Origin of the sequence: Stenotrophomonas sp. JC08, from assembly GCF_052180205.1 — a bacterium.
In the GTDB taxonomy this organism is placed as follows: Bacteria; Pseudomonadota; Gammaproteobacteria; order Xanthomonadales; family Xanthomonadaceae; genus Stenotrophomonas.
Map to the genome: position 1 here is coordinate 572,619 of NZ_CP197473.1, position 23,998 is coordinate 596,616.

A 23,998-nucleotide genomic window follows, 5' to 3' on the forward strand; every position below is an offset into this window, starting at 1 on the left:
ATGCAATGCGAATAAAGGTTGTGCTGCGTTCAGCCCGGAATGAACGGGAACACCAGTTTCAGCAGGCCTTTCAGGCCACCTTCGGCGGTGTTGGCGATAGCCTTGGCGCCGAGGCTGTTCAGCGCGCGGCGGGCATCGGTCCAGCGCAGCTGGGTGATGTCCTTTTTCAGCAGTTCGGCCACTTCCTCCGAGGCCGGGGCCAGCTTCTTCAGCGCCGCCAGCGTGGCCTGCGCATCGGGTTGCAGGTAGTTCCAGCGTTCGGCGATCTGCACCAGCGTGTCGAAGCGCACCGCCACTACTTCGCGGTTGCGCTCGTACACGGGAATGGCGCCGACCTCGAGGATGGCCTGCTCGAAGCGCTGCGCATCGTCGGGGTGTTCGATGCGGATGGCCAGGAAGCCTTCCTTGCGGCTGCGCTCGGTGACGTGCCTGGCGCCCGCGCGAAGGTTCTCTTCAGTCAGCACTGTGGCGACGATGCGCTGCAACGCGGCCTCGCCTTCCTCCGGCACCAGCGCCCGCCAGCGGGCGTAGCCGTCGCGGCGCAGCCCTTTCACCTTGGCCGGGGTGACCCGCAACCGCAGCGCCACGGCGGCGTTGGAGTCGCTGCGGGCGATCGCCCCGTCGCGTTCGAGCAGGATGAAGATCAGCAGTTCCAGATCGCGCTTGGTCAGCGACTGGAAACCCTGCAGCAGGGTCAGCCGCAGGAATTCATTGCCGAAAGCGGCCGGGTCGTTCAGTTCGATCGCGTGCATTGGTTCTCTCCCATGGCGTGCAGCATGCCCGATCACCGTTGCGCCAGCTGAGACGCGCCGGGCTCAGGGCGAGGCGGGGCGCTGGCCGTATTCGCGCCCGGGCCGGTCGGCCTGGAAGGTCTCCACCGCGCCCCGGTCCTGCAGGGTGACGAACACCTGGCGGCCATCGGCGCCGCCGAACGCCAGGTTGCTGGGCTTGCGGCCCTTGAGTGGAACCTCGCGCAGCAGGGTGCCGTCCGGTGCCACCACCGCCACGGTGCCGGCGTCATAGCGGGCGATGTACAGGTTGCCGTCGGCGTCGCAGCGCATGCCGTCCATGCCGTGCTCGTCGAAGCGGATCAGCAGGCGCTTGTTGGAGATCGCGCCGGCCGCATCCAGGTCGTAGACCCAGACATTGCGCTGCACGCTTTCATTGACATACAGGCGGCGGCCGTCGGGGCTGACCTCGATGCCGTTGGTGGTGCCCATGCCGGCTTCGAGCAGCTGCACGCCGCCGTTGCGGTCGATCCGCCACAGCTGGCCGTCATCGACCTTGGCCCAGTTGGGATCGCTGGCGTAGAGCGTGCCGTCCGGGGCCAGGGCGATATCGTTGGGCTGGTGCGCGTCGGGCAGGTGGGCGAACACACTCACCGCCCGGGTGGCCGGATCCACTTTGAGGATGTTGTGGCGCGGGTAGTCGGCCACGAACATCGCCCCGTCGGCGCCGAAACGGATGCCGTTGCCGATGCTGCCGGCGGGCAGCTCAATGAACAGTGCTGCGTTGCCCTGTTCATCGACCCCGCCGATGGTGCCGTCGCGGCCGATATTGACCACGTACAGCGCGCCGTCCGGGCCGCTGGCCGGGCCTTCGATACCGGACGTGAACACGCCATCGGCGACATGGTCACGGGCGAGGAAGTCGGCCGAAGCGGTGGCACAGGCGCTCAGGCCGAGGGACAGCAGGGCGGCGGCGGGGCGGATCAGGGCGATGCGGGAAATGGCGGCGTCCTCCTCAGTAGCAGGAGGTCGAGTGTGCCAGAGGCGTGAAGTGCTGCCGAACCCGGTTGCGCCGGCAACCGTGGCACTCAGCGCCGCGGTGCGGGCGTGGCGAACACCGTGATCTCCTCGCGGTCGTGATACAGCTGCTTGGCGCGGACGGTCAGCGGCCGGCCTGCCTGCCCGGCGAACAGGTCCAGGCACAGCCGGGTCTCGTCCCAGCGCTTTTTCATCGGCAGTTTCAGGTTGAAGATGGCGTGCCTGCACCAGCCCTCGCGGAACCAGGTGGCCATGCGCTCGGCCACCTTGCGCGGCTGTTCGACCATGTCGCAGACCATCCAGTCCAGCGGGGTTTCCGGCTTCCAGTGGAAGCCATCGGCGCGCAGGTGTTCGACCAGCCCGGTGTCGAGCACGTGCTGGCGCAGCGGGCCGTTGTCGATGCTGGTCACGTGCAGGTGCTGGCGGGTCAGCACCCAGGTCCAGCCGCCGGGTGCGGCGCCGAGGTCGGCCGCGCGCATGCCGGGTTGGACCAGTGTTTCGCGCTCTTCCGGGGTGAGCAGGGTCAGCAGCGCCTCGTCCAGTTTCAGTGCCGAGCGCGAGGGTGCGTCGGGCAGCAGTTTCAGGCGCGGAATGCCCAGCGGCCACGGCGCGCTGTCGCGGGTATCGGCGACGGTGACAAACGCGTGGGTGCCATCGACGAAGACGATGTGCAGGCGCGGCAGCTTGCTGTTGTCCTTGTCGGTGAGCAGCCCGGCCTTGCGCAGCGCCGGGCGCAGCGCGTTGCCGAAGCTGCGCGCCAGTCCGGCCAGCGGCTTGCCGGCGTCCGAATCGGGATGTTCCACCCACAGCTCGCCAAAGTGCGGCTGGCCTTGCAGTGCGGCGATGATCGGGGTGATGCGGTCGGCCGGGTCCAGCTGCGGCAGCTCGGCCAGCACCCGCAGCTTCTGCCGGGCGAAGATCAGTTCGCGCCAGGGCAGGCGCTCATCCAGTGCCTGCGCCTCGTCGGTGACGAACACCACGTAGCCGTCATTGCGGTTGGTGCGCGCGTAGCCGGCGATGCCGGCCAGTCCGGCGCGCTGGTTGAGTTCTCCGGCCAGTTCCGGTTCAAAGCCCTGACGGCAGTAGCACAGCAGGCCGGTCATCGTGATTCCTTGGGGATGCGGGGGTGTTGGTTGCCGGCGTGGTGAAACGGTAGCGCCGGCAAGCGGGCGTGCGTCAGTAATGTGCGCCGTTGGTCAGGCCATAGCGGTGCAGCACCGCGCGGGCGGCCTCGCGGTTCAGGCCCTGCACGACCTCGATGCCGCGCCTGTTCAACTCGCCGACCCAGTCGGCCGGCAGCGGGCCTTCATCGAACGGGGTCAGCTCCTCGACATCGGCCGAGTTGGCGCCGATCAGCAGGCGGTCGATGCCGGCCCACACCGTGGCGCCATAGCACTGGCAGCACGGCTGCGAGGAGGTGGCCAGGGTGACCGGCGACAGCACCGCGTTCAGGCGCGGGGTCTGCAGCCGCTGCTGGGCCAGCATGTAGGCCATGTTCTCGGCGTGGGCCAGCGAAGTGCTGTGCGGCACCACCCGGTTTACCGCGGCGGAGATGATGCGGTCATCCGGGCCGAACACCGCCGCGCCGAACGGGCCGCCGGTTTCCGCCTCCACGTTCAGTCGCGACAGCTCGATCGCCAGTGCGACCTTGGCCGCATCGCCCGGATAGGTGCGCTGGCTGTCGATGGCTTCGTGGATCCAGGTGGGAAGGGTGAGATGGACTTGCGCGTACAGCATCAGTGTTCGGTTTCCGGGTTGGTCGTGAGCGGGCGGCGCAGCGGGTTGGCCGGGGCCGGATCGGCCCGGCACTGGCCCTGCAGGCAGCGGCAGCCCTGGATTTCGGTGAAGCCACATACGCCCATCATGCCCTGTGCCTGGCAGCGCGCCTGTACCCGGCCGGATCGGTGGGGCTGGTGACATTGACGCAGGCCGGGTACGCGCCGCAGCAATTGCCGACGTTCTTGACCGTGCAATCGGCATCGCTGCGGCAGCTGCGGTCGATCACTACGGCTGCCGGTGTGGTGGCGGCGGGTGGAAGTGACGAGGTGGAGGCCGGGGCGCTGCAGGCGCTGAGCGCCCACAGCAGCAGAATGAGCAGGACAGGCAGGCGGAGCATGGCGGTTTCCTGTTCGCGGACGGGGCCATGGTAGCCCCGTCGGGAAAGCAGGCGACCGCCGCCCAGCGAAGCGGCCCGGTCGCTGACGGTCAGCCGGCGGTCCAGGTGTCGCGCAGGGTCACGCTGCGGTTGAACACCGGCTTGGCCGGTGAGTGGTCGCGGCGGTCGGCGACGAAGTAACCGGTGCGCTCGAACTGGAACGATTGTTCCGGTGCGGCACAGGCGGCGGCCGGTTCGATATAACCGGTGACGACGGTGCGCGATCCCGGGTTCAGGTAGTCGCGGTAGGTCTTGCCCTCGGATTCGTCGTCCGGGTTCTCCACCGAGAACAGGCGGTCGTACAGGCGGATCTCCGCTTCCACCGCATGTTGTGCGCTGACCCAGTGGATGGTGCCCTTGACCTTGCGATTGGCCCCTTCCATGCCCGGACGCGATTCCGGATCCAGCCAGCCGCGCAGCTCGACCACGTTGCCGGCCTCGTCCTTGACGACCTCGTCGACGCGGGCGATGCCGGCGCCGCGCAGGCGCACTTCACCGCCCGGCACCAGCCGCTTGAAGCCCTTGGGCGGGACTTCGGCGAAGTCCTCGCGTTCGATCCACAGTTCACGGCCGAACGGCACCTCGCGGCTGCCGAAGCTCTCGTCCTTGGGATGGTTGCTGAAGCTCAGGGCTTCGGCGTGGCCTTCGGGCAGGTTGGTCAGCACGAACTTCAGCGGATCGATCACCGCCATGCGGCGCGGCGCGGCACTGTCGAGCACCTCGCGCAGCGCGCCTTCGAGCACGCTGAAATCGATCACCGAATTCTGCTTGGAAATACCGCAGCGTTCGACGAACAGGCGCATCGCCGCCGGGCTGTAACCGCGCCGGCGCAGGCCCTGCAAGGTCGGCATGCGTGGATCGTCCCAGCCGTCGACCAGCTTTTCCGACACCAGCGCATTGAGCTTGCGCTTGCTCATCACCGTGTAGTTGATGTTCAGCCGCGAGAACTCGATCTGGCGCGGCTTGCCCGCCTCGCGCGGCAGCCCGGCATCGACCAGCGGCTGGGTCAGCGCAGGGTCATGGGCCAGGTCGACGTTGTCCACGCACCAGTCGTACAGCGGGCGGTGATCCTCGAACTCCAGCGTGCACAGCGAATGGGTGATGCCCTCGACCGCATCGCCCAGCGCGTGGGCGTAGTCGTACATCGGGTAGATCGGCCACTGGTTGCCGGTGTTCTGGTGCTCGACGTGCTTGATGCGGTAGATCGCCGGGTCGCGCAGGTTGATGTTGCCGCTGGCCATGTCGATCTTGGCGCGCAGGGTGCGGGTGCCGTCGGGGAACTCGCCGGCGCGCATGCGCGCGAACAGGTCCAGGTTCTCCTCGACGCTGCGCTCGCGCCAAGGCGAGTTGCGGCCCGGCTCGGTCAGGCTGCCGCGGTACTCGCGCACCTGTTCCGGCGACAGGTCGCAGACATAGGCCTTGCCATCGCGGATCAGCTTCTGTGCGGCCAGATAGAAGGTCTGGAAGTAATCCGAGGCATGGCGCAGCTCGTTCCAGGCAAAGCCCAGCCAGCGCACGTCGTCCTGGATCGCGGCCACGTATTCGGGGTCTTCCCTGGCCGGGTTGGTGTCGTCGAAGCGCAGGTTGCAGACCCCGTCGAACTCGCTGGCGATGCCGAAGCTGGTGCAGATCGCCTTGGCGTGGCCGATGTGCAGGTAGCCGTTGGGCTCGGGCGGGAAGCGGGTCTTGATCGCGGTGTGCTTGCCGCTGGCCAGATCCTCGCGAACGATCTGGCGGATGAAGTCCCGCTTTTCGGCAGGAGCGTTCTCCGGCGTGGCGTCGGCGGTGGGATGCAGGTTCTCGGACATGGAGGCACAGCGGTATTGGGAGACCGCAAGTTTAGCCGAGCCGCGCACCGGCTGCCGCCAATGGGCCTATGCTCGACTTCCCGCCACTGCCGCCGCGCCGCGCATGAGCCGTCCTGTTCTGGTGATAGGCAACAAGAACTACTCGTCCTGGTCGTTGCGGCCGTGGCTGCTGTTGCGCCAGGCCGGCGTCGAATTCGAGGAGGTGGGTCTGCTGCTGGACACGCCCGGCTTTGCCGCCGAGGCGGCCCGGCATTCGCCCACCGGCAAGGTGCCGGTGCTGCGCGATGGCGACCTTGTGGTATGGGATTCGCTGGCGATCTGCGAGTACGTCAACGAGCGCTGGCTGGAAGGGCGCGGCTGGCCGGCCGCGCGGGAACAACGCGCGCTGGCACGGGCTGCGGCGGCGGAAATGCATTCCGGCTTCACCGCGCTGCGCACGCAGTTGCCGATGAACAGCCGGCGCCGTCCCGATGCCTATCGCTGGGATGCCGCCGCGCAGCACGACATCGACCGGGTGCAGGCGCTGTGGCGCGACTTGCGCGGTGAGCACGGTGCCGACGGTGAGTTCCTGTTCGGCACGTTCGGTATCGTCGATGCGATGTTCGCGCCGGTGGCGATCCGTTTCGACGGCTACGGCGTGGACGTGGACGACACCGCGGCGGCCTATATGCAGGCGCTGTTCGCCTTGCCGGCGCTGCGCCAGTGGCGGCAGGCGGCGGCCCGGGAAGCCGCGACGGTCGCCGCCACCGATTCGCTGTGCCAGCCGCACTGATACGGAGGAATGCCATGCAACTGGTCTACCAGACCGACAACCTGTTCGATGCGCACCTGCTGAAGCACGCGCTGGAGGATGCCGGCATCCCGGCCTTCGTGCTCGGTGAATCGCTGCTGGGCGCCGGTGGCGAATTGCCGCTGTTCGGCGTGCTGCGGGTCTGCGTGCCGGATTCGGCCCGGCCCGAGGCCGAGGACATCATCGCCGCGCTGGCCTTGGACACAACCGGCGTTGCCCCCATCTGTGATGACGATGACGTGCCGGGACTGCTGCCGGCCTGAGGAGGACGAACATGCTGGGAATCGGACAGGGGCTGCTGGGGATCGGCGCCTTCAAGCAGCGCCTGCCACGGCCGGAAGAGGCGTTGCCGGGCCGCGATACGCCGCTGCCGCTGCACAACGTGCACTTCGTCAATGGCCAGCCGTTGCGCGGTGAATTCGCCGGGCTGGACGTACTGGACGTGGCGCTGGGCTGCTTCTGGGGCGCCGAACGGAAGTTCTGGCAGCTGCCCGGCGTGATCAGCACCGCGGTCGGCTACCAGGGCGGTATCACCCCGAATCCGCGCTACGAGGAAGTCTGCTCGGGGCTCACCGGCCACACCGAGGTGGTGCGGGTGGTGTTCGATCCGGCACAGGTGACGCTGGAAACGGTGCTGCGCACGTTCTGGGAGAACCATGACCCCACCCAGGGCATGCGCCAGGGCAACGACACCGGCACCCAGTACCGCTCGGCCATCTTCTGCCATACGCAGGAACAGTACGACGCGGCAATCGCCGGTCGTGACGCCTACCAGCAGCAGCTGCGCGCGGCGGGCTATGGCGACATCACCACGGAAATCCTCTTCCCGCCGCCGCCGTTCTACTACGCCGAGGACGACCACCAGCAGTATCTGGCCAAGAACCCGGGCGGCTATTGCGGCATCGGCGGCACCGGCGTGAGCTGCCCGGTCGGGCTGGGCCGGTGAGCTGATGGACGCGGCGCCGCGGCAGCTGCTGGTGGTGTGGCATTCCTTCACCGGCGCGACCCGGGCGATGGCGCAGGCCCTGGTGGAGGCGGCGGTTGAAGCCGGCGGTGATGACGTGCGGGTCAGCCTGCTGCATGCCCCGGACGCCGGCGCGGAAGACGTACTGGGCGCCGACGCGGTGGTGTTCGCCACGCCCGAAACGCTGGCCTCGATCAGCGGGGCGATGAAGGATTTCTTCGACCGCAGCTATTACCCGCTGCTGGGCCGCTGCGACGGCAAGCCGTATGCGGTGCTGGTGTGCGCCGGGTCCGATGGTCAGCCGACCATCGCCCAGCTGCGCCGTATCGCGCTGGGCCTGCGGCTGCGGGAGGTGGCCGAGCCGCTGCTGGTATGTACCCACGCGCAGACGCCTGAATCGATCACCGCGGCCAAGACGCTGCCGGAGGAACAGCTGGCGCGAGGCCGCGAGCTGGGCGCACTGCTCGGCGCCGGGCTGGCGCTGGGGATTTTCTAGCGCGCAAGCAAAAAGCGGTGTGCATTGCGCGGCCCCTGGTGGGCAAGGCCGTCGCAACCCACACCGCTCCGTGCTGAAGCGTGTTGCCTGGAGTCAACGCGCCAGTTCGTCGGCGATGCGCGCGCGCAGCGTCTGCAGGTCCTTGGCGAAGGCGTCGATACCGGTGGCCAGTTTTTCGGTCGCCATCGGATCGGCGGCCATGTCCGCATCGAACCTGGTTTCATCGATCGCAGCGATGGTCACCGTCTCGGCCGCCGAGGGACTGAGCTTGCGCGGCAGTTCGCCAAAATCGGCGTCGAGCTTTTCCAGCAGATCCGGCGAGATGGTCAGGCGGTCGCAGCCGGCCAGTGCTTCGATCTGCGCGGTGGAGCGGAATGAGGCGCCCATCACCACGGTCGGCGAGCCGCGGCGCTTGAACTCGGCATACACGCCGCGCACGAACTTCACGCCCGGGTCCTCGTCGATGCTGGCCGGGGTCTGGCCGTTGGCCACATACCAGTCCAGGATGCGGCCGACGAACGGCGAGATCAGGAACGCGCCGGCTTCCGAGCAGGCCAGTGCCTGGGTCGGGTTGAAGATCAGGGTGAGATTGCAGTCGATGCCTTCGGCCTGCAGCACGCGCGCGGCTTCCACGCCGGCCCAGGTGGCGGCGATCTTGATCAGCACCTTGCCGCGGGGCACGCCGGCCGCTTCGTACATGGCGATGAACTCGCGCGCCTTGGCAATCGTCGCGGCGGTGTTGTGCGCCTGGTCGGCATCGACCTCGGTGGAGACGCGGCCCGGCACCAGCTCGGCCAGCATCGTGCCCACGCCCACCGTCAGGCGGTCGACCACGGCCTTGGCCACGTCCTGCATGTCACCGGACTGGGCACGGCCCCACTGCAGCTCGCGTTCGATCAGGCCGGCATAGACCGGCAGGTCGAGGGCTTTCTTCACCAACGTGGGGTTGGTGGTGCAGTCCACCGGCTGCAGGCGTTTGATGGCGTCGTAATCGCCGGTATCGGCGACGACGACGGACAGTTCGCGCAGCTGGGCGAGCTTGGAGGGGGCCTGGGTCATTGCATGTTCCTGTGCAGCAGGCTGGCGCGTGGCGCTCAGCGGTGGATGTCGCCCGCGGCTTCGGGCTGGTAATGGACGGCGGTCACGCGCAGGCGCAGCTGACGGCCGCCGGGGGCGGTCCAGTCGATGGTCTGGCCGACCGACAGTCCCAGCAGGGCGCTGCCGACCGGCGCCAGCACCGACACACGACCCTTGTCGAAATCCGCTTCGTGCGGATAGACCAGGGTCAGGGAATGGGTTTCGTTGTTGAGCTCGTCAACGCAATCCACGCGCGAATGCATGGTGACGATGCCTTCGGGGATTTCTTCCGGCGGCAGCACCTGGGCGCGCTCCAGCTCCTGGGCCAGGGCGATGGCGGCCGGATGCCGGCTCAGCGCCGGGGAGTCGAGCAGGGCCTCCAGGCGGGCAATATCACGGACAGAAACGATGATCGACGGCGGCAGACCGCTGTGGCTGGTCATGGGAATTCCTTATCTGATTGAAAAACAAGCAAAAGGCGACGCTTTTCGGCGCCGCCCATGGCTGTATTGTGAAAGTGACGCGGGCCGGGAAGCGGCCCTGTCACGATCATGGGGCCGGCCGCGTCCGGATGCAATGCGGGCCGGCACCCTATTCAGTGGCGATGCCGGTTCAATCCGGATCGAGAACGAGCAGGTGCCCGGGCAGTTGCGCGAACAGGGCGGCCAGTTGCTGCAGGAAAGCGCCGGTGGCCGAACTGCGCCGCCACACCATGGCGATGCGGCGGTTGGGCAGTGGCTTGCCTTCGAACGGGATGAGACGGATGTTGGGCGAGCGCGCCACCGGCGGCTTCACCGCCAGCATCGGCAGCAGGGTGACGCCGACGTTGGCCGCGACCATCTGTCGCAGGGTTTCCAGGCTGGTGGCCTGGAATTCGGATTTCTCCAGCGCCCCGGCGAGGTGGCAGACATCCAGCGCCTGGTCGCGCAGGCAGTGGCCGTCCTGCAGCAGCAGCAGGCGCTGCTCGGACAGGTCGTCCAGGCTCAGCGAGCGGTGTGCGGTGAGCGGATGGCCTTCCGGCGCGGCCAGCACGAACGGCTCCTCGAACAGGAATTCGCAGTGCAGCTGGTCATCGTTGACCGGCAGCGCCAGCAGCGCCGCATCCAGCTGGCCGTGACGCAGCTGGGTCAGCAGCACATCGCTTTTTTCCTCGACCAGCAGCAGCTCCAGCTGCGGGAAGCGCTCGCGGATTTGGGGGATCACGTGTGGCAGCAGGTAGGGGCCGAGCGTGGGGAAGATGCCCAGGCGCACGGTGCCGGCTTCGGGATCGCGCGAGCGGCGGGCGGCCTCCTTCAGCTGTTCGGCTTCGGCGACGATGCGGCGCGCGCGTGCGGCGGCCTCGCGTCCGGCTGGGGTCAGCATCACCTTGCGCGGGGCGCGTTCGACCAGCGGCACGCCGAGTTCTTCCTCCAGTTTCCGGATCTGGGTGGACAGCGTCGGCTGGCTGACAAAACAGGCTGCCGCGGCACGGCCGAAATGCTTGTGTTCGGCCAGCGCCACCAGGTACTTCAGGTCACGCAGATTCACGGCGGGCTCCGCTCAGGAAGGGGAACAGGGAAAGGAGCGGGGGCTGTCGGGCTCCCGCTCCTGTGCAGTCACGTGGCGATGGCTCAGGCGGTTTCAGCAACCGCCGTTGCCACGGCCGGTGCCGAGCTGCGGATCAGGTGGTCGAACGCGCTCAGTGCCGCGGTCGAGCCGGCGCCCATGGCGATGATGATCTGCTTGTACGGCACCGTGGTGCAGTCGCCGGCGGCGAACACGCCCGGCACATTGGTCTGGCCGCGGTCATCGATCAGGATCTCGCCACGGTTGCTCAGTTCCACCGTGCCCTTGAGCCATTCGGTATTGGGCAGCAGGCCGATTTGCACGAAGATGCCTTCCAGCTCGACCCGGTGCGAGTCGCCACCGGTGCGGTCGGTATAGACCAGCCCGTTGACCTTCTGGCCGTCGCCCAGCACCTCGGTGGTCTGTGCGTTGAGGATCACCTTGACGTTGGGCAGGCTGTGCAGCTTGGCCTGCAGCACCTGGTCGGCGCGCAGCTGGCTGTCGAACTCGAACACGGTGACGTGGCTGACGATGCCGGCCAGGTCGATGGCGGCCTCGACGCCGGAGTTGCCGCCGCCGATCACCGCCACGCGCTTGCCCTTGAACAGCGGGCCGTCACAGTGCGGGCAGTAGGCCACGCCCTTGTTGCGGTACTGGTCCTCGCCGGGCACGTTCATCTGCCGCCAGCGTGCGCCGGTGGACAGGATCACCGTCTTCGATTTCAGCGAGGCGCCGTTTTCCAGCTGGACTTCCACCAGCCCGTCGCTGCCGGCCGGCACCAGCTTGCGGGCGCGCTGCAGGTTCATGATGTCCACCTCGTACTCGCGCACGTGCTGCTCCAGCGCCGCGGCCAGCTTCGGGCCCTCGGTGTGCGGCACCGAGATGAAGTTCTCGATCGACATGGTGTCCAGCACCTGCCCGCCGAAACGCTCGGCGGCCACGCCGGTGCGGATGCCCTTGCGCGCCGAATAGATCGCCGCCGCCGCGCCGGCCGGGCCACCGCCCACCACCAGCACGTCGAATGCGTCCTTGGCGGCGATCTTCGCCGCTTCGCGCTGGGTCGCGCTGGTATCCAGCCTGGCGACGATCTGCTCCAGCGACATGCGCCCGGAATCGAACATCTCCCCGGCCTGGAACACCATCGGTACCGCCATCACCTGGCGCTGCTCCACTTCCTGCTGGAACGTCCCGCCCTCGATCACCGTGGTGCTGATGTTCGGGTTCAGGATCGCCATCAGCGCCAACGCCTGCACCACGTCCGGGCAGTTGTGGCAGCTCAGCGACATGTAGACCTCGAAGGCGAACGTGCCGTCGATGGCCTTGATGCTGTCGATCGTCTCCTGCGACACCTTCGGCGGATGGCCGCCGGTCCACAGCAGGGCCAGCACCAGCGATTCGAACTCGTGGCCCAGCGGCAGGCCGGCAAAGCGCACGCCGTGGTCCTGGCCTTCGCGGGCGATCACGAACGAAGGCCTGCGCGCATCGGTGCCATCGGCGTCGAGGCTGATCTTGCCGTTGCCGGCGGCAACGATGTCGTCCAGCAGGCCACGCATCTCCTGGCTGGCGGCGCTGTCATCGAGCGAGGCGATCAGGCGCAGCGGCTGGCGCAGCAGGCCCATGTATTGCTGCAACTGGGTCTTGAGGGTGTCGTCGAGCATGGGGCAACTCCTTCGTCGAGGCAAAACGGGGGGAGGGCGCGGGTTGTCTGGCAACGCGCCGGTAAAGGTAGGGGTGAACCGCAACGTGCGTGACCGGCTTGCTTGCACGCCGCTGGCTGGCGTCAGACACGTTGCGGTTCACCCCCACGCCCGCCGTCAAGGCGGGGTGGGAGTGCCGTGGCAAGGAGCCCGGCGAAGGGCTCCTCTCCACGGCGGGTGGGCAGTTAGATCTTGCCCACCAGGTCCAGCGACGGGGTCAGGGTCTTCTCGCCTTCCTTCCACTTGGCCGGGCACACTTCGTTCGGGTGTGCGGCGGTGAACTGGGCGGCCTTCAGCTTGCGCAGGGTCTCGGAGACGTCACGGGCGATCTCGTTGGAGTGGATCTCCAGGGTCTTGATCACGCCTTCCGGGTTGATCACGAAGGTGCCGCGCAGGGCCAGGCCTTCTTCAGCGATGTGCACGCCGAAGGCGTTGGTCAGCTGGTGGGTCGGGTCGCCGACCAGCGGGAACTTGGCCTTGCCCACGGCCGGCGAGGTTTCGTGCCACACCTTGTGCGAGAAGTGGGTATCGGTGGTCACGATGTAGACCTCGGCACCGGCCTTCTGGAACTCGGCATAGTTGTCAGCGGCGTCTTCGATCTCGGTCGGGCAGTTGAAGGTGAAGGCGGCCGGCATGAAGATCAGCACGGACCACTTGCCCTTCAGGCTTTCCTCGGTGACTTCGATGAACTTGCCATTGTGGAAAGCGTTGGTCTTGAACGGCTGGACCTGGGTGTTGATAAGGGACATTGAAGATTCCTCTGGGTTGAAGGGACGGGGTGAAGCGTTGGAACAAAGACTAATAGGCGTTGCCTAATAAAACAAATGAATTGAATTCATTGCATCAATAGATTTTGTCTATCGAAAGACTTTCTGGCGCCTCAGTCTCCAGATATCGGGCTTTCCTCCGGTTTTCCAAGGCGCGGTGATGAGCCGGGGCAGGCTCGATCGCGTCCGGGCGCGGCGTTCCGGTAGGCAGCGGCACGCGTGATGACTATCCTCGCCGTCCCGGTAATCCCCCGCGAAGAGGTAATGAAGTGTCCAGCCATAAGGTTGCCGAGTTGTTGCGGGAGGCTGCCACGCGCCTGCCGGGCGGGAATGCCCGCTTCGAGGCCGAACAGTTGCTGCTGCACGTGCTGGGCGCGGAGCGTGCCTGGCTGTTCGCCCATGCCGGCGATGAAGTGGCCGACGAGCCGCGGCAGCGTTTCGAACTGCTGGTGCAGCGCCGCGCCGAGGGCCACCCGCTGGCCTACCTGACCGGCCGCCGCGGTTTCTGGACGCTGGATCTGGAAGTCAATGTGGCGACGCTGATTCCGCGTCCGGAAACGGAACTGCTGGTCGAACAGGCGCTGGCGCGGTTGCGCAGCGACGACATGGTGCGGGTGGCCGACATGGGGACCGGCAGTGGCGCGATCGCGCTGTCCATCGCCAGCGAGCGCCCGCTGGCCACGGTGATGGCCACCGATCTGCTCGGGCCGACGCTGGCGGTGGCGGTGAAGAACGCGCAGGCACACGGGCTGGACAACGTCTGGTTCCGCCGCGGCCACTGGTATGCCGCGTTGGGCGCGGACCGCTTCGACATGATCGTCAGCAATCCGCCGTATATCGCCGCCGATGATCCGCATCTGCAGCAGGGCGACCTGCGCTTCGAGCCGCCGCCGGCACTGGCCTCGGGCGCGGACGGGCTGGACGCGATCCGCGAAATCATTGCCGGCGCGCACAAGCACCTGGTGCCGGGTGGCTGGTTGCTGCTGGAGCACGGCTGGGACCAGGGGGAGGCGATCCGCACGTTGCTGGAACAGGCCGGCTTTGTCGAAGTACAGACCGTGCAGGACCTGGAGCAGCGCGACCGGGTCACGCTGGGGCGCTGGCCTGGCTGATGGCGGAGCGGGGCGCGTCACGGAATGACGCGCAGCGTGTGGGGTGATGACGCGATCATGGCCATCTGCAGGGTGGTTTTCCGCGCGGGCATGACAACGTCCACGCCATTGGCGGAGGCCGTCGGAAAAGTGCCGATCCGCGCGTGACAGCGGCGTCGCCGGCTGCCTAGCATCGGGTCCGACCTGTGATCCGGATTGCCCCGATGCACCGATGCCTGCGTCTTGCCCTCCTGCTGCTGGCCTGCCACAGCTTCGCCGCGATTGCGGCCGATGCGCCACTGCACCCGCTGCGTGCCGATCCGCCGGCGCAGGACGACTTTGCCGATCTGGCGCCGCTGGGCGCGGCGATCGGTGACCGGCGCATCGTTATGCTCGACGAGCTGACCCACGGCGAGGGCAATATCTACGCCGCCAAGGTGCGCGTCGCGCGCTATCTGCACGAGCGCAAGGGCTTCGACCTGCTGGTGCTGGAGAGCGGCCTGTTCGATGTGGCGCGGCTGTGGCAGCCGCGGCAGCCGCTGCGTGCCAATGCGCCCGGCAACATCTTCTACATGTATGCCGGCAGTGCCGAAGTCTGGCCGCTGTACGACTGGCTGGACGCCCGGCGGGATACGCCCGGGGCGATGCAGCTGGCCGGCTTCGACGGGCGCCTGAGCGGCACGTTGTCGCGCACGCAACTGGTGCCGCAATTGCACACGCGCTTGCTGCGACAGCCGCGGGGTGCGGCCGCACAGCAGCGACTGGATCGGTATCTGCGGCAGGTGCAGCGCCTGCTCGATGGCCAACTGGTCGCGGTCGCGGCCGGCGAGCGCGAACAGTTCCTCGCCGATGCGCAGTGGCTCGATACGTTGCTGCCAGCGTTGGACAGCGAACATGGCGCCGATGTCTTCGACAGCGACGGCTTCTGGCGGCGGATCAACGCCAGCCTGCGGCGGATGGCCGAGGTGGGCTGGCAGCTGCGGCCGTTCGATGAGCACGATCCGGTGATGGCGGGCAATCTGCAGTGGTTGCTGGAGCAGGCCTATCCGGGCCGCAAGGCGGTGGTCTGGGGCCACTACGCACATCTGAACAAGCTGGGTGGTTACCGCGACGGCCATGCGCGGGGTTTTCCGCCGGTGGACAACGTCACCCGCGCGCTGCCGGCCGCGCTGCAGACGCAGACCTATGTGCTGCACTTCGGCGGCGCGCGTGGCCGCTACCTGGACTACGGCAACCTGCAGCCGGTGACGATCGGCAGCGCAGCGGGTCTGCTGGAGCCGTCGCTGCTGGCCGGCGCCGCGCAGGGCGCGGTGTTCGTCGACCTGCATGCCGGCACGCTGCCGGGTGAGGCTGATCCGGCCGCACGGCTGTGGGGCATGGACTACGGCGACACGCTGCCGTTGCCGGAAGCACGCCAGCGTTTCGATGGATTGCTGCTGCTGGACCGGGTCACGCCGGCCAGCTATCAGGCCCGCTGAAACCCACGCGCGAAGACGCCGGCGGGCAGGTCGGCACAGGGCGCTGCGCTAGACTGTGGGGCCTGTTTCCAGCGAGGTTGCCATGCGCACGCTCTATCCGGCCATCGAGCCCTACACCACCGGCACGCTCGCCGTTGACGACCGCCACACCCTGTATTTCGAGGAGTGCGGCAACCCCGACGGCAAGCCGGTGGTGCTGCTGCATGGCGGCCCCGGCGGCGGTTGCACCGCCAAGATGCGCCAGTTCCACGACCCGGCCAAGTACCGCATCATCCTGTTCGACCAGCGCGGCTCGGGCCGCTCCACGCCGCACGCCGACCTAGTGGACAACACCACCTGGGACCTGGTCGCCGATATCGAGAAGCTGCGCGAGCAGCTGGGCATCGACAGCTGGCAGGTGTTCGGCGGCAGCTGGGGTTCCACGCTGGCGCTGGCCTATGCCGAAACCCACCCGCAGCGGGTGACCGAGCTGGTGCTGCGCGGCATCTTCATGCTGCGCCGCTGGGAGCTGGAGTGGTTCTACCAGGAGGGCGCCAGCCGCCTGTTCCCGGATGCGTGGGACCACTACATCGCCGCGATCCCGCCGGTGGAGCGTGCCGACCTGATTTCCGCCTTCCATCGCCGCCTGACCAGCGACGATGAGGCCACCCGGCTGGCGGCGGCCAAGGCATGGAGTGTGTGGGAAGGCGCCACCAGCTTCCTGCACGTGGACGACGACTTCATCAACAGCCACGAAGACCCGCAGTTCGCGCTGGCCTTCGCCCGCATCGAGAACCACTACTTCGTCAACGGCGGTTTCTTCGAGGTCGAAGACCAGCTGCTGCGCGACGCGCACAAGATCGCGCATATTCCCGGCGTGATCGTGCACGGCCGCTACGACGTGGTCTGCCCGCTGGCCAATGCGTGGGACCTGCACAAGCTGTGGCCCAAGGCGCAGCTGCATATCACCCCGGGTTCGGGGCATTCGGCGTTCGAGGCCGAGAACGTGGATGCGCTGGTGCGCGCCACCGATTCCTTCGCCGGCTGAGCAGGCGGACCGGGTGAGACCCGCGGGCGGCGCAAGCCGCCCGTCCTGTTTGCACGATGGATTTCGCCGCAATGGCCGGTTACGCCGCGACCGGCCGGTCGTGGGCCGGCAAGCCCCTGTCCGGTCGTGATGAAAAATTCACCAGCCTTCACCGGGGCATACCGGGCAAGAGTCTGCGAGGCTTATCCACAGCTTGTTGAACCGGCAGGGCACAGCCGCTGTGGACAAGGAGGCGGGTGCCAGCCCGCCGCGTCCCGGACAGGTGCTCAGGCCGCCAGCAGCTGCGGTTGCAGGGCGCGGAAAATGCGCGCCAGCCGCTGTGCCCAGGCCTGCTGGCCGGCGGCATCGGCGATCAGGTCCTGGCGGATCTCCAGTTCCACGTGCACCAGTCCACGACCCTCGCCATGCACGGGCACGGCGTAGTCGCTGCTGCTGTTGACCGAGTACGGTTCGTTGTCGCCCACCACCAGGTCGCCTTCGGCGCGCAGCGCGTGCAGCAGCGCCTGCGCGAAGCGGGTGTCCTGGTGGTAGAGCACGCCAGCCTGCCACGGGCGCTGCACGCCGTTCATCGCCGGGGTGAAGCTGTGCATCATCACCAGCACGGTGGGGATGCGGGCATCGCGGCGACGGTCCAGCTCGGCCTCGATGCGGGCGTGGTAGGGCGCGTGGATGGCGTCGATGCGCTGCTGGCGCTGCGCCGCCGTCAGTGCCGCATTGCCGGGAATGACGGTGCCGTCGCTGACCTCGGGAATCAGCGTCGGCGAGGCCAGCGGCCGGTTGCAGTCGATCAGCAGCCGGGAATAGGTCTGCTCGATCGCCCACGCATCCAGCTGCCGCGCCAGTTCGCCGGTGGTGCCGGCAATGCCGATATCCCAGCCGATATGGCGGTCCAGCTCGTGTTGCGGCAGGCCAAGCTCGCGCAGCGCCGCCGGCACGCGCTGGCCGGCATGGTCGGCCAGCAGCACGAATGGCGAGCGGCCGTGCGGGTTGTGCACGGTGTAGAGCGGCGGGTCGCCGGCCCCCAGCAGCGGCGGCAACGCCTGCAGTCCGGAATCAGCCACGCGGCCTCCCGTCGAGGTGGTGCTCGATCATCCACAGCCCGGCCCAGAGTTTGGCATCCAGCTCGAAGCCTTCGTTCATCTTTTCCACCAGCCAGGCCGCGGCGCGGGTGCGCGGGATGTGGTGCACGGTGATGTCCTCGGTCGCATCGCCACCGCCTTCGCCGATCTTGCGCAGGCCGGTGGCACGGACGAAGGCGATCCTCTCGCTGCTGGCGCCGGAGGAGGTCGGGCCGATCATCAGCACTTCAGCCTGTTCGGCGGTCCAGCCGGTTTCCTCTTCCAGCTCGCGTACCGCCGAGACCTCGATCGACTCGCCGGCGGTGATATCGCCGACCAACCCGGCCGGCATCTCGATGGTGCGTGCCTGCAGCGGCACCCGGAACTGTTCCACGAACAGCACCTCGTCGGCCGGAGTGACGGCGATGATGATCGCGGCCAGTCCGCCGGCGTGGGTGCGTTCGCTGTACTCCCAGCTGCCGCGCACGACCATGCGCTGGTATCTGCCTTCGTAGACGGTACGGGGTTCTGCGGTGTTCTGGTTCATGCGGACTCGTTGACGGAAGCGGAAGGGGATTCCAGCCCGGCCGCGGCCAGCAGCCGGCGCCGGGTCAGCGGGCCGAAACGCAGGGCGTCGCACAGCCCGCCGAGCATGTCGGCATCGGCGGTGGCGCGGACGAAGGCCGGCTGGGTGCCGGCCAGCGGCGCATCCAGCGCGATGGTGGTCAGCTGGCGGAACAGCAGCGCCTGTTCACGCTGCTCGCGCAGCCGCGTGGCCATCGTGGCGGCACCGCGCAGGCGCAGGAACGGCACCTCGTCGATGCGCTCGAGCAGCGCGTCGAGACTGCCGAAGTGGGCCAGCAGCACCGCCGCCGATTTGGCGCCGATGCCGGTGACTCCGGGAATGTTGTCCACCGCGTCGCCGCACAGCGCCAGGTAGTCGGCGATCTGGTGGGCGTGCACGCCATGGCGGGCCTTCACCCCGGCCGCCCCCCAACGCTGGTTGCGGCCGTAATCCCACTGCTCGTCGTGCTCGCACAGTAACTGGGAAAGATCCTTGTCGGCGGAGACGATCACCCCGCGCAGCGCATGTCCGCGCCCGGCATGCAGTGCGCTGCCGATCAGGTCGTCGGCCTCGTAGTCGCGGTCGGCCAGCACCTCCAGCCCCAGTGCCGCGCACAACGCCTTGCAGTGCGCGAACTGGCGCCGCAGCGCGTCCGGTGCCGGATCACGGTTGGCCTTGTAGGGCGGGTACAGCGCGTGGCGGAAGCAGCTGTCCAGCGCCTCGTCGAACGCCACCGCGATGTGCCGCGGGCGCTCGCGTTCCAGCAGGTCCAGCAGGAAGCGGGCAAAACCGTGTACCGCGTTGACCGGCCAGCCCTGCGCGTCCTGGAATTCATCCGGGATCGAGTGCCAGGCGCGGAACACATACAGGCTGGCGTCGACCAGGTACAGCGGCTGTGGCAGCAGCGCGTTGTTCAAGGTTGCCAGTCCTGCAGCAGCGCTGCCGGGTCGGGACGCTCGCGCTCGGGCATTTCCATCCGCGGCGTGCCGATATGGATGAAGCCGACGATGTGCTCGTCCTCGGCCAGCCCGAGATGGCGCTTCACCTCCGGGTCGTAGGCCACCCAGGCGGTCAACCACTGGGCGCCGAAGCCGCAGGCCTGCGCGGCCTGCAGCAGGGCGAAACACACGCAGCCGGCGCTGAGCAGCTGTTCCTGCTCGGGAATCTTGTGGCCGGGCTGCAGCCGGGCGATCACGGTGATGATCAACGGCGCATGGGAAAAGCGCAGGCGGTCCTTCTCCACCACCGCCTCCAGCGCCTGCGGGTCGCGCTCGCGGCTGCGGCGGGCCAGGAACTCGCCCAGGGCGTGACGGGCGTCGCCCTGCAGGCGCAGGAAACGGAACGGCACCAGTTTGCCGTGGTCGGGCACGCGCACCGCCGATTGCAGCATGCGCAGCACGGTGGCGTCGTCCGGGGCAGGCGCACCCAGCAGCCGCGAGGGGGATGAGCGGCGCTGGTCCAGCGCTTGCAGGATGCAGGTGTCGGACATGGAGGCTCGGTCTGGGGAAACGGCCATTGATTATAGACGCCGGCAAAATCACGGCCGCGGCACCGGGAAGGGCGCAAACTGTGCGCTGTGTCCGGCCGCCCGGGCGGGGGTGATTGGCCAATATGCCGCGCCATGCTTAGCATGACGCCCACACCGGGACGCCGGTCATGAGGTACGAAGTGCGCACTCCATCACTTACCCTGTTCAGCATCTCCGCCTACCATGACGCTGCGGATGCAGGGATGGCGTCTGATTACCCGCTGGCTCGTTGTTTCCCGCCCCCCTGTTTCCCTGCACCCCGACGGGTGTGGAGCTTCTGCGCATGATGTCCAATCCCCAACTCGCCGGACATTCCGGTACTGATCGTGCACTGCTGGTGAAGGTGCGCGATGCCGCGTTGCCGGCGTTGGGGGCGGCTTTCGGCAAGGTGCTGGCGGGCTTTGACGATGTGCTGTTCGATCGCGCCGAAGTCGCCGGTGCTTCCCAGCTGCTGTTCCTGGATGGCATGCGGGAACTGCGCCGGCGCCGCGACGAGATCAACAGCCGCTTCAATGCCCACCTGCGGCAGGCCTGGGATGCGCTGGCGGCGGCTGCGCCGCAATCGGCCGAGGACGTGCTGGTCGGCCATGGCGAGGGCGGGCTGAGCCTGATGACCGAGCATGTGCTCGAGTCGCAGCTGGCGGTGCGCAATTTCGCCACGATCCTGTTGCGGGACTGGAAGCCGCTGCTGGCGCGGATCGACCGCCGGCTGGCCTGGCTTGGCGGGGTCGCCGAGCTGGATGCCGGTACCAACCCGATCGGCCCGGAACATATCGGTGTGGCGGTGCACGAGGCCTTCGCCACCTGCGACCTGGCCGCTGAAGTGCGGCTGGTGCTGATCAAGCTGTGCGAACGCGAATTCGCGCAACTGGTCGGCAAGGTCTACCAGGCGGTGGACGAACAGCTGCTGCAGGCCGGGGTGATGCCGGAAATCTCGCCCCGCCCGCGCACGCCGCCGCGTCCTGCCGCTGCGCCGTGGCCCGATGAAGCCGTTGCGCACGCCACTGAAGACCCCCATCAGGTGCCGGCATGGGCGCACCGCTTCGCCGAGCGCTGGGGCCAGCGGCAGACCGATGCGACGACGGCCGGTGGAGCAGCCGGCAACGAATCCGGACCGGTCGATTCCCAGGTGTTGCTGGAGGCGCTGCATGAACTGCTGGCGCAGACCCGCCACGTGCGCGAGGACGCCACCGCGGCCGCGCAGGTGGCGGTTGGACAGCAGCGACCGTTGAGCCAGCGCGAGATGATGTCGGTGCTGTCGCTGCTGCAGGCCACGCCCAGTGCGGCGCTGCGTGCGGCCACAGGTGATGCCGGCGAGTCGTTGGGGCAACGGCTGAAGAGCGAGGTGCTCTCCGGGGCCACCCAGCTGGGCGTGGATCCCAGCCAGACGCGGCTGGACCCGCAGGATGAGGATGCGATCGATCTGGTCGGCATGCTGTTTGACGTGATGCTCGACGAGCGCGAACTGGAAGGGCGTTCGCGTGAGCTGATCGGGCGTCTGGTGGTGCCCTTCGTCAAGGTCGCGATGCTGGACCGGCGCATGTTCGTGCAGAAGACCCACCCGGCGCGCAAGCTGCTCAACTCGCTGGCCGAAGCCTGCGAGGGCAACACCGGCGAGAGCCAGGCCGAGCGCGTGCTGATGGGCAAGGTCGAGGAGATCATCGAGCGCCTGGTGGCCGAATTCAACGAGAACCTGGCCATCTTCCTGACCCTGGAAGAGGAGTTCCGCGAGTTCCTGGCACAGCACCGTCGCCGCATTGAAATCGCCGAGCGCCGGGCCGCGGAAACCCAGCGCGGGCAGGAAAAACTGGAGCTGGCGCGCCGTCGTGCCGCTGCCGAGCTGGACAAGCGGTTGCAGGCGGACGCCCTGCCGGAAGCGATCGAAAACTTCCTGCGGCAGCCATGGAACCATCATCTGACCCTGAGCCTGCTGCGTGAGGGGGATTCCGGCGAGGGCATCGACGAGACGCTGGCACTGGCCGATGCGGTGCTGGAGGAAGTGGCCCAAGCACGTCGCCAGGTCGTCGAGCGGACGCTGCTGCAGGCGAAGGCGCCGGTGCTGCGCAAGGTATTCACCAGCGTGGGCCTGCATGGCGACGCCAGCGCCGTGGCGATCGAGGCGTTGCACGCGACCTTGCAGGCGATTGCCGAGGCGCGTCCGGATCTGGAGCGCGCGCTGCCGGAACTGCCGCAGGTGACGCTGCCGACACCGCCGGCACAGGATAATGCCGGCTTCGAGCTGGAGGAAGCGGCGCGCGCCGAGGACTTCGACCACACCGATGCCGACCGCTTCCGCCATATGGAAATCGGCACCTGGCTGGATTTCATCGACAAGGACGGCAAGGTGCAGGCCGGCAAGCTGTCGTGGGTGAGCCCGATCTCCTCGCGGCTGCTGTTCGTCAACCGCCGCGGCGTGCGCTTCTGCGTGGCCTCGCCGGAAGAGCTGGCGGTCATGGTGCGGCTGGAGCGGCTGCGACCGCATGCCGCCGACGGCGCGTTCGACAGCGCCATGCAGGGCGTGATCGACCGGCTTGATCCGCTGACCCCCACGCTGCACTGACTGGGCCCCTGTGCCGGCAACGGCTTTGCTACGATCCGGGGCGGACCAACACCGCGCGCCGGGGACAGGCATGACTGTTGAGATATGCGTACTGAGGGAAGTGGCCACCGGTGAGCGGCGGGTGGCGGCAACGCCGGAAACCGTGAAAAAACTGCTGGCGGCCGGTGCCACGGTGCAGCTGCAACCCGGTGCCGGCACTGGTGCCGGCTTCACCGACCAGGCCTACCGCGATGCCGGTGCCCAGATCGGTGACGCGCTGGAATCGGCGGCGGTGGTGCTGTGCGTACAGGCGCCACCGGCTGCGGCCATCGCCCGGATTCCGGTTGGCGCGGTGCTGGTCGGGAACCTGCAGCCGCAGGCCGAGGCGGCACGTGCCGAAGCCCTGCAGACCCGCCAGCTCACCACCTTCCCGCTGGAACGGCTGCCGCGCACCACCCGCGCGCAGGCGATGGATGTGCTCAGTTCACAGGCCGGCATGGCCGGTTACAAGGCCACCCTGATCGCCGCGCAGCTGGCGCCACGCTTTTTCCCGATGCTGACCACCGCCGCCGGCACCATCCGCCCGTCGAAGGTGCTGGTGATCGGCGCCGGCGTGGCCGGGCTGCAGGCGATCGCCACCGCCAAGCGGCTGGGTGCGCAGGTGGAGGGCTTCGATGTGCGCCCGGAAACCCGCGAGCAGATCGAATCGCTGGGTGGCCGCTTCCTCGACCTGGGCGTCAGTGCCGCCGGTGAAGGCGGCTATGCGCGCCAGCTCACCGAGGCCGAGCGCGCCGAACAGCAACGACGGCTGGCTGAACACCTGAAAGGCGTGGACGTGGTGATCTGCACCGCGGCGGTACCGGGCCGGCCGGCACCGAAGATCGTCACCACGGCGATGGTGGCCGGGATGCGTCCGGGCAGCGTGATTGTCGACCTGGCCGCCGAAACCGGCGGCAACTGCGAGGCGACCCGTGCCGGGGAAACGCTGGATATCGACGGGGTGACCGTGGCCGGCCCGCTCAACCTGGCCAGCATGGGCGCGGTCCATGCCAGCGAGATGTATGCGCGCAACGTCTACAACTTCGTGGCGCTGTTCCTGAAGGACGGTGCGCTGTCCTTCGACTGGAACGACGAGTTGCTGGCCAAAACCGTGTGGCCACCGCGGCCGGCCGGCGGCGAGATTCCGCCGGTGTAGCGCGGCAGCGTGCCGTGGGGGACGCTGCCGGATGGCTCAATGCGGCGGACGGGGCGGCGGCGGGTTGTCCTGCACCCATTGCCGGCGCTGTTCGGCGGTCATGGCTTTCCACTGCTCGCGCAGCTGCTGGCGCTGGTTCTTGTCCATGCCGCGCATCCGCGCATACAGCGCTTGCGCATCGCGGCGCTGTTCCGGTGACATATGCTCGAAGCGATGCATGCCGCGCCGCGCCTGTACACGCTGTTCGGGCGTCATCTGCTGCCAGCCACGGGCGTGTTCGTACATGCGCTGGCGGCGTTCGGGCGAATCGTTCCAGCGGTCGCGCAGCGGGGCGATCAGGGTTTCACGCTGGGCCGGGGTGAGCTGTTCCCACTCGGGCAGCGGCTGCGCGGCCACCGGTGCGGCAACGCACAGCAGCAGTGGCAGCAGGAGTTTCAGGGGCAGGTTCATTG

At 68.1% G+C, this 23,998-nt stretch carries 24 protein-coding genes and 1 pseudogene; 9 read left to right on the forward strand and 16 right to left on the reverse strand.

Annotated elements, in window-relative coordinates; translation table 11 throughout:
* Positions 1-29 precede the first annotated feature (29 nt).
* The 6 genes and pseudogenes from ACSBPQ_RS02515 to ACSBPQ_RS02540 form a co-directional block, all read right to left on the reverse strand.
* On the reverse strand, positions 30-752 hold the full coding sequence (locus ACSBPQ_RS02515) for a hypothetical protein (protein ID WP_442683519.1): 723 nt from the start codon (positions 750-752) through the stop codon (positions 30-32).
* A 63-nt stretch (positions 753-815) separates the two neighbouring features.
* A complete protein-coding gene (locus ACSBPQ_RS02520) occupies positions 816-1,730 on the reverse strand; it encodes an SMP-30/gluconolactonase/LRE family protein (RefSeq protein WP_442684489.1) in 915 nt (304 codons plus the stop codon).
* Positions 1,731-1,816: 86 nt separating this feature from the next.
* Positions 1,817-2,869, reverse strand: a complete 1,053-nt coding sequence (gene rlmM / locus ACSBPQ_RS02525) for a 23S rRNA (cytidine(2498)-2'-O)-methyltransferase RlmM (RefSeq protein ID WP_442683520.1) — start codon at positions 2,867-2,869, stop codon at positions 1,817-1,819.
* 73 nt (positions 2,870-2,942) lie between these two features.
* A complete protein-coding gene (locus ACSBPQ_RS02530) occupies positions 2,943-3,503 on the reverse strand; it encodes a nucleoside deaminase (protein WP_442683521.1) in 561 nt (186 codons plus the stop codon).
* A pseudogene (locus ACSBPQ_RS02535) lies at positions 3,503-3,882 on the reverse strand (hypothetical protein). The gene ACSBPQ_RS02530 and the pseudogene ACSBPQ_RS02535 overlap by 1 nt, the downstream one beginning before the upstream one ends.
* 89 nt (positions 3,883-3,971) lie before the next feature.
* Positions 3,972-5,729: a glutamine--tRNA ligase/YqeY domain fusion protein gene (locus ACSBPQ_RS02540; RefSeq protein ID WP_442683522.1), complete on the reverse strand. Its 1,758-nt coding sequence runs from the start codon at positions 5,727-5,729 to the stop codon at positions 3,972-3,974.
* Positions 5,730-5,832: 103 nt separating this feature from the next.
* Between ACSBPQ_RS02540 and ACSBPQ_RS02545 the strand changes: the two genes are divergently transcribed.
* From ACSBPQ_RS02545 to ACSBPQ_RS02560, 4 genes are read left to right on the forward strand one after another with little or no spacing between them, the layout of a single operon-like run.
* Positions 5,833-6,501, forward strand: coding sequence for a glutathione S-transferase family protein (locus ACSBPQ_RS02545; protein WP_442683523.1), 669 nt, complete (start codon positions 5,833-5,835; stop codon positions 6,499-6,501).
* A 14-nt stretch (positions 6,502-6,515) separates the two neighbouring features.
* Positions 6,516-6,782 carry a putative signal transducing protein gene (locus ACSBPQ_RS02550; RefSeq protein ID WP_442683524.1) on the forward strand — a complete coding sequence of 89 codons (267 nt, stop codon included), beginning with the start codon at positions 6,516-6,518 and terminating at the stop codon, positions 6,780-6,782.
* 32 nt (positions 6,783-6,814) lie between these two features.
* The gene (gene msrA / locus ACSBPQ_RS02555) at positions 6,815-7,465 is read left to right on the forward strand and encodes a peptide-methionine (S)-S-oxide reductase MsrA (RefSeq protein WP_442684490.1); all 651 of its coding nucleotides are present in this window, start codon (positions 6,815-6,817) and stop codon (positions 7,463-7,465) included.
* 4 nt (positions 7,466-7,469) lie between these two features.
* The gene (locus ACSBPQ_RS02560) at positions 7,470-7,979 is read left to right on the forward strand and encodes a flavodoxin family protein (RefSeq protein ID WP_442683525.1); all 510 of its coding nucleotides are present in this window, start codon (positions 7,470-7,472) and stop codon (positions 7,977-7,979) included.
* A 93-nt stretch (positions 7,980-8,072) separates the two neighbouring features.
* On the opposite strand, the gene ACSBPQ_RS02565 is transcribed toward ACSBPQ_RS02560, so the two are convergent.
* From ACSBPQ_RS02565 to ahpC, 5 genes are all read right to left on the reverse strand, one after another.
* Positions 8,073-9,038 (reverse strand): transaldolase, encoded by a 966-nt coding sequence (locus ACSBPQ_RS02565; RefSeq protein ID WP_442683526.1) that lies wholly within the window; start codon positions 9,036-9,038, stop codon positions 8,073-8,075.
* 35 nt (positions 9,039-9,073) lie between these two features.
* A complete protein-coding gene (gene rnk / locus ACSBPQ_RS02570) occupies positions 9,074-9,499 on the reverse strand; it encodes a nucleoside diphosphate kinase regulator (protein WP_442683527.1) in 426 nt (141 codons plus the stop codon).
* A gap of 169 nt (positions 9,500-9,668) precedes the next feature.
* Complete coding sequence (locus ACSBPQ_RS02575; protein ID WP_442683528.1) at positions 9,669-10,583, reverse strand: LysR substrate-binding domain-containing protein; 915 nt, start codon at positions 10,581-10,583, stop codon at positions 9,669-9,671.
* An 83-nt stretch (positions 10,584-10,666) separates the two neighbouring features.
* The gene (gene ahpF / locus ACSBPQ_RS02580; RefSeq protein ID WP_442683529.1) at positions 10,667-12,259 is read right to left on the reverse strand and encodes an alkyl hydroperoxide reductase subunit F; all 1,593 of its coding nucleotides are present in this window, start codon (positions 12,257-12,259) and stop codon (positions 10,667-10,669) included.
* Between the two features lie 224 nt (positions 12,260-12,483).
* A complete protein-coding gene (gene ahpC, locus ACSBPQ_RS02585; RefSeq protein ID WP_442683530.1) occupies positions 12,484-13,047 on the reverse strand; it encodes an alkyl hydroperoxide reductase subunit C in 564 nt (187 codons plus the stop codon).
* A 287-nt stretch (positions 13,048-13,334) separates the two neighbouring features.
* Here ahpC and prmC point away from each other — a divergent pair, with 287 nt between their 5' ends.
* From prmC to pip, 3 genes are all read left to right on the forward strand, one after another.
* On the forward strand, positions 13,335-14,177 hold the full coding sequence (prmC, locus tag ACSBPQ_RS02590; RefSeq protein WP_442683531.1) for a peptide chain release factor N(5)-glutamine methyltransferase: 843 nt from the start codon (positions 13,335-13,337) through the stop codon (positions 14,175-14,177).
* Positions 14,178-14,380: 203 nt separating this feature from the next.
* Complete coding sequence (locus tag ACSBPQ_RS02595) at positions 14,381-15,634, forward strand: erythromycin esterase family protein (protein ID WP_442683532.1); 1,254 nt, start codon at positions 14,381-14,383, stop codon at positions 15,632-15,634.
* 82 nt (positions 15,635-15,716) lie between these two features.
* Positions 15,717-16,661: a prolyl aminopeptidase gene (gene pip, locus ACSBPQ_RS02600; RefSeq protein ID WP_442683533.1), complete on the forward strand. Its 945-nt coding sequence runs from the start codon at positions 15,717-15,719 to the stop codon at positions 16,659-16,661.
* Between the two features lie 266 nt (positions 16,662-16,927).
* Here the strand turns inward: pip and ACSBPQ_RS02605 are convergent, their stop codons facing one another.
* The 4 genes from ACSBPQ_RS02605 to ACSBPQ_RS02620 are packed head-to-tail and all read right to left on the reverse strand — an operon-like array spanning position 16,928 to position 19,773.
* Positions 16,928-17,722: an N-formylglutamate amidohydrolase gene (locus ACSBPQ_RS02605; RefSeq protein ID WP_442683534.1), complete on the reverse strand. Its 795-nt coding sequence runs from the start codon at positions 17,720-17,722 to the stop codon at positions 16,928-16,930.
* Positions 17,715-18,266 (reverse strand): NUDIX hydrolase, encoded by a 552-nt coding sequence (locus ACSBPQ_RS02610; RefSeq protein WP_442683535.1) that lies wholly within the window; start codon positions 18,264-18,266, stop codon positions 17,715-17,717. The genes ACSBPQ_RS02605 and ACSBPQ_RS02610 overlap by 8 nt, the downstream gene beginning before the upstream one ends.
* Complete coding sequence (locus ACSBPQ_RS02615) at positions 18,263-19,210, reverse strand: 5'-3' exonuclease (protein WP_442684491.1); 948 nt, start codon at positions 19,208-19,210, stop codon at positions 18,263-18,265. Before ACSBPQ_RS02615 ends, ACSBPQ_RS02610 begins: the two co-directional genes overlap by 4 nt.
* The gene (locus ACSBPQ_RS02620) at positions 19,198-19,773 is read right to left on the reverse strand and encodes a nitroreductase family protein (RefSeq protein ID WP_442683536.1); all 576 of its coding nucleotides are present in this window, start codon (positions 19,771-19,773) and stop codon (positions 19,198-19,200) included. Before ACSBPQ_RS02620 ends, ACSBPQ_RS02615 begins: the two co-directional genes overlap by 13 nt.
* A gap of 322 nt (positions 19,774-20,095) precedes the next feature.
* Between ACSBPQ_RS02620 and ACSBPQ_RS02625 the strand changes: the two genes are divergently transcribed.
* Both ACSBPQ_RS02625 and ACSBPQ_RS02630 read left to right on the forward strand, forming a co-directional pair.
* Complete coding sequence (locus ACSBPQ_RS02625) at positions 20,096-22,372, forward strand: DUF1631 domain-containing protein (protein ID WP_442683537.1); 2,277 nt, start codon at positions 20,096-20,098, stop codon at positions 22,370-22,372.
* Positions 22,373-22,442: 70 nt separating this feature from the next.
* The gene (locus ACSBPQ_RS02630; RefSeq protein ID WP_442683538.1) at positions 22,443-23,546 is read left to right on the forward strand and encodes an NAD(P) transhydrogenase subunit alpha; all 1,104 of its coding nucleotides are present in this window, start codon (positions 22,443-22,445) and stop codon (positions 23,544-23,546) included.
* A 36-nt stretch (positions 23,547-23,582) separates the two neighbouring features.
* Here the strand turns inward: ACSBPQ_RS02630 and ACSBPQ_RS02635 are convergent, their stop codons facing one another.
* Complete coding sequence (locus ACSBPQ_RS02635) at positions 23,583-23,996, reverse strand: DUF3106 domain-containing protein (protein WP_442683539.1); 414 nt, start codon at positions 23,994-23,996, stop codon at positions 23,583-23,585.
* Positions 23,997-23,998: the final 2 nt, after the last annotated feature.

Bases quoted from the DNA above. Each gene is read 5' to 3' on its own strand.
- ACSBPQ_RS02545 (WP_442683523.1), top strand. From the start codon at position 5,833: ATGAGCCGTCCTGTTCTGGTGATAGGCAACAAGAACTACTCGTCCTGG.
- ACSBPQ_RS02625 (WP_442683537.1), top strand. From the start codon at position 20,096: ATGATGTCCAATCCCCAACTCGCCGGACATTCCGGTACTGATCGTGCA.
- rlmM (WP_442683520.1), bottom strand. From the start codon at position 2,869: ATGACCGGCCTGCTGTGCTACTGCCGTCAGGGCTTTGAACCGGAACTG.
- ahpC (WP_442683530.1), bottom strand. From the start codon at position 13,047: ATGTCCCTTATCAACACCCAGGTCCAGCCGTTCAAGACCAACGCTTTC.
- ACSBPQ_RS02595 (WP_442683532.1), top strand. From the start codon at position 14,381: ATGCACCGATGCCTGCGTCTTGCCCTCCTGCTGCTGGCCTGCCACAGC.
- pip (WP_442683533.1), top strand. From the start codon at position 15,717: ATGCGCACGCTCTATCCGGCCATCGAGCCCTACACCACCGGCACGCTC.
- ACSBPQ_RS02550 (WP_442683524.1), top strand. From the start codon at position 6,516: ATGCAACTGGTCTACCAGACCGACAACCTGTTCGATGCGCACCTGCTG.
- ACSBPQ_RS02635 (WP_442683539.1), bottom strand. From the start codon at position 23,996: ATGAACCTGCCCCTGAAACTCCTGCTGCCACTGCTGCTGTGCGTTGCC.
- ACSBPQ_RS02610 (WP_442683535.1), bottom strand. From the start codon at position 18,266: ATGAACCAGAACACCGCAGAACCCCGTACCGTCTACGAAGGCAGATAC.
- ACSBPQ_RS02630 (WP_442683538.1), top strand. From the start codon at position 22,443: ATGACTGTTGAGATATGCGTACTGAGGGAAGTGGCCACCGGTGAGCGG.
- ACSBPQ_RS02530 (WP_442683521.1), bottom strand. From the start codon at position 3,503: ATGCTGTACGCGCAAGTCCATCTCACCCTTCCCACCTGGATCCACGAA.
- ACSBPQ_RS02515 (WP_442683519.1), bottom strand. From the start codon at position 752: ATGCACGCGATCGAACTGAACGACCCGGCCGCTTTCGGCAATGAATTC.
- rnk (WP_442683527.1), bottom strand. From the start codon at position 9,499: ATGACCAGCCACAGCGGTCTGCCGCCGTCGATCATCGTTTCTGTCCGT.
- ahpF (WP_442683529.1), bottom strand. From the start codon at position 12,259: ATGCTCGACGACACCCTCAAGACCCAGTTGCAGCAATACATGGGCCTG.
- ACSBPQ_RS02560 (WP_442683525.1), top strand. From the start codon at position 7,470: ATGGACGCGGCGCCGCGGCAGCTGCTGGTGGTGTGGCATTCCTTCACC.
- ACSBPQ_RS02565 (WP_442683526.1), bottom strand. From the start codon at position 9,038: ATGACCCAGGCCCCCTCCAAGCTCGCCCAGCTGCGCGAACTGTCCGTC.
- ACSBPQ_RS02620 (WP_442683536.1), bottom strand. From the start codon at position 19,773: ATGTCCGACACCTGCATCCTGCAAGCGCTGGACCAGCGCCGCTCATCC.
- ACSBPQ_RS02540 (WP_442683522.1), bottom strand. From the start codon at position 5,729: ATGTCCGAGAACCTGCATCCCACCGCCGACGCCACGCCGGAGAACGCT.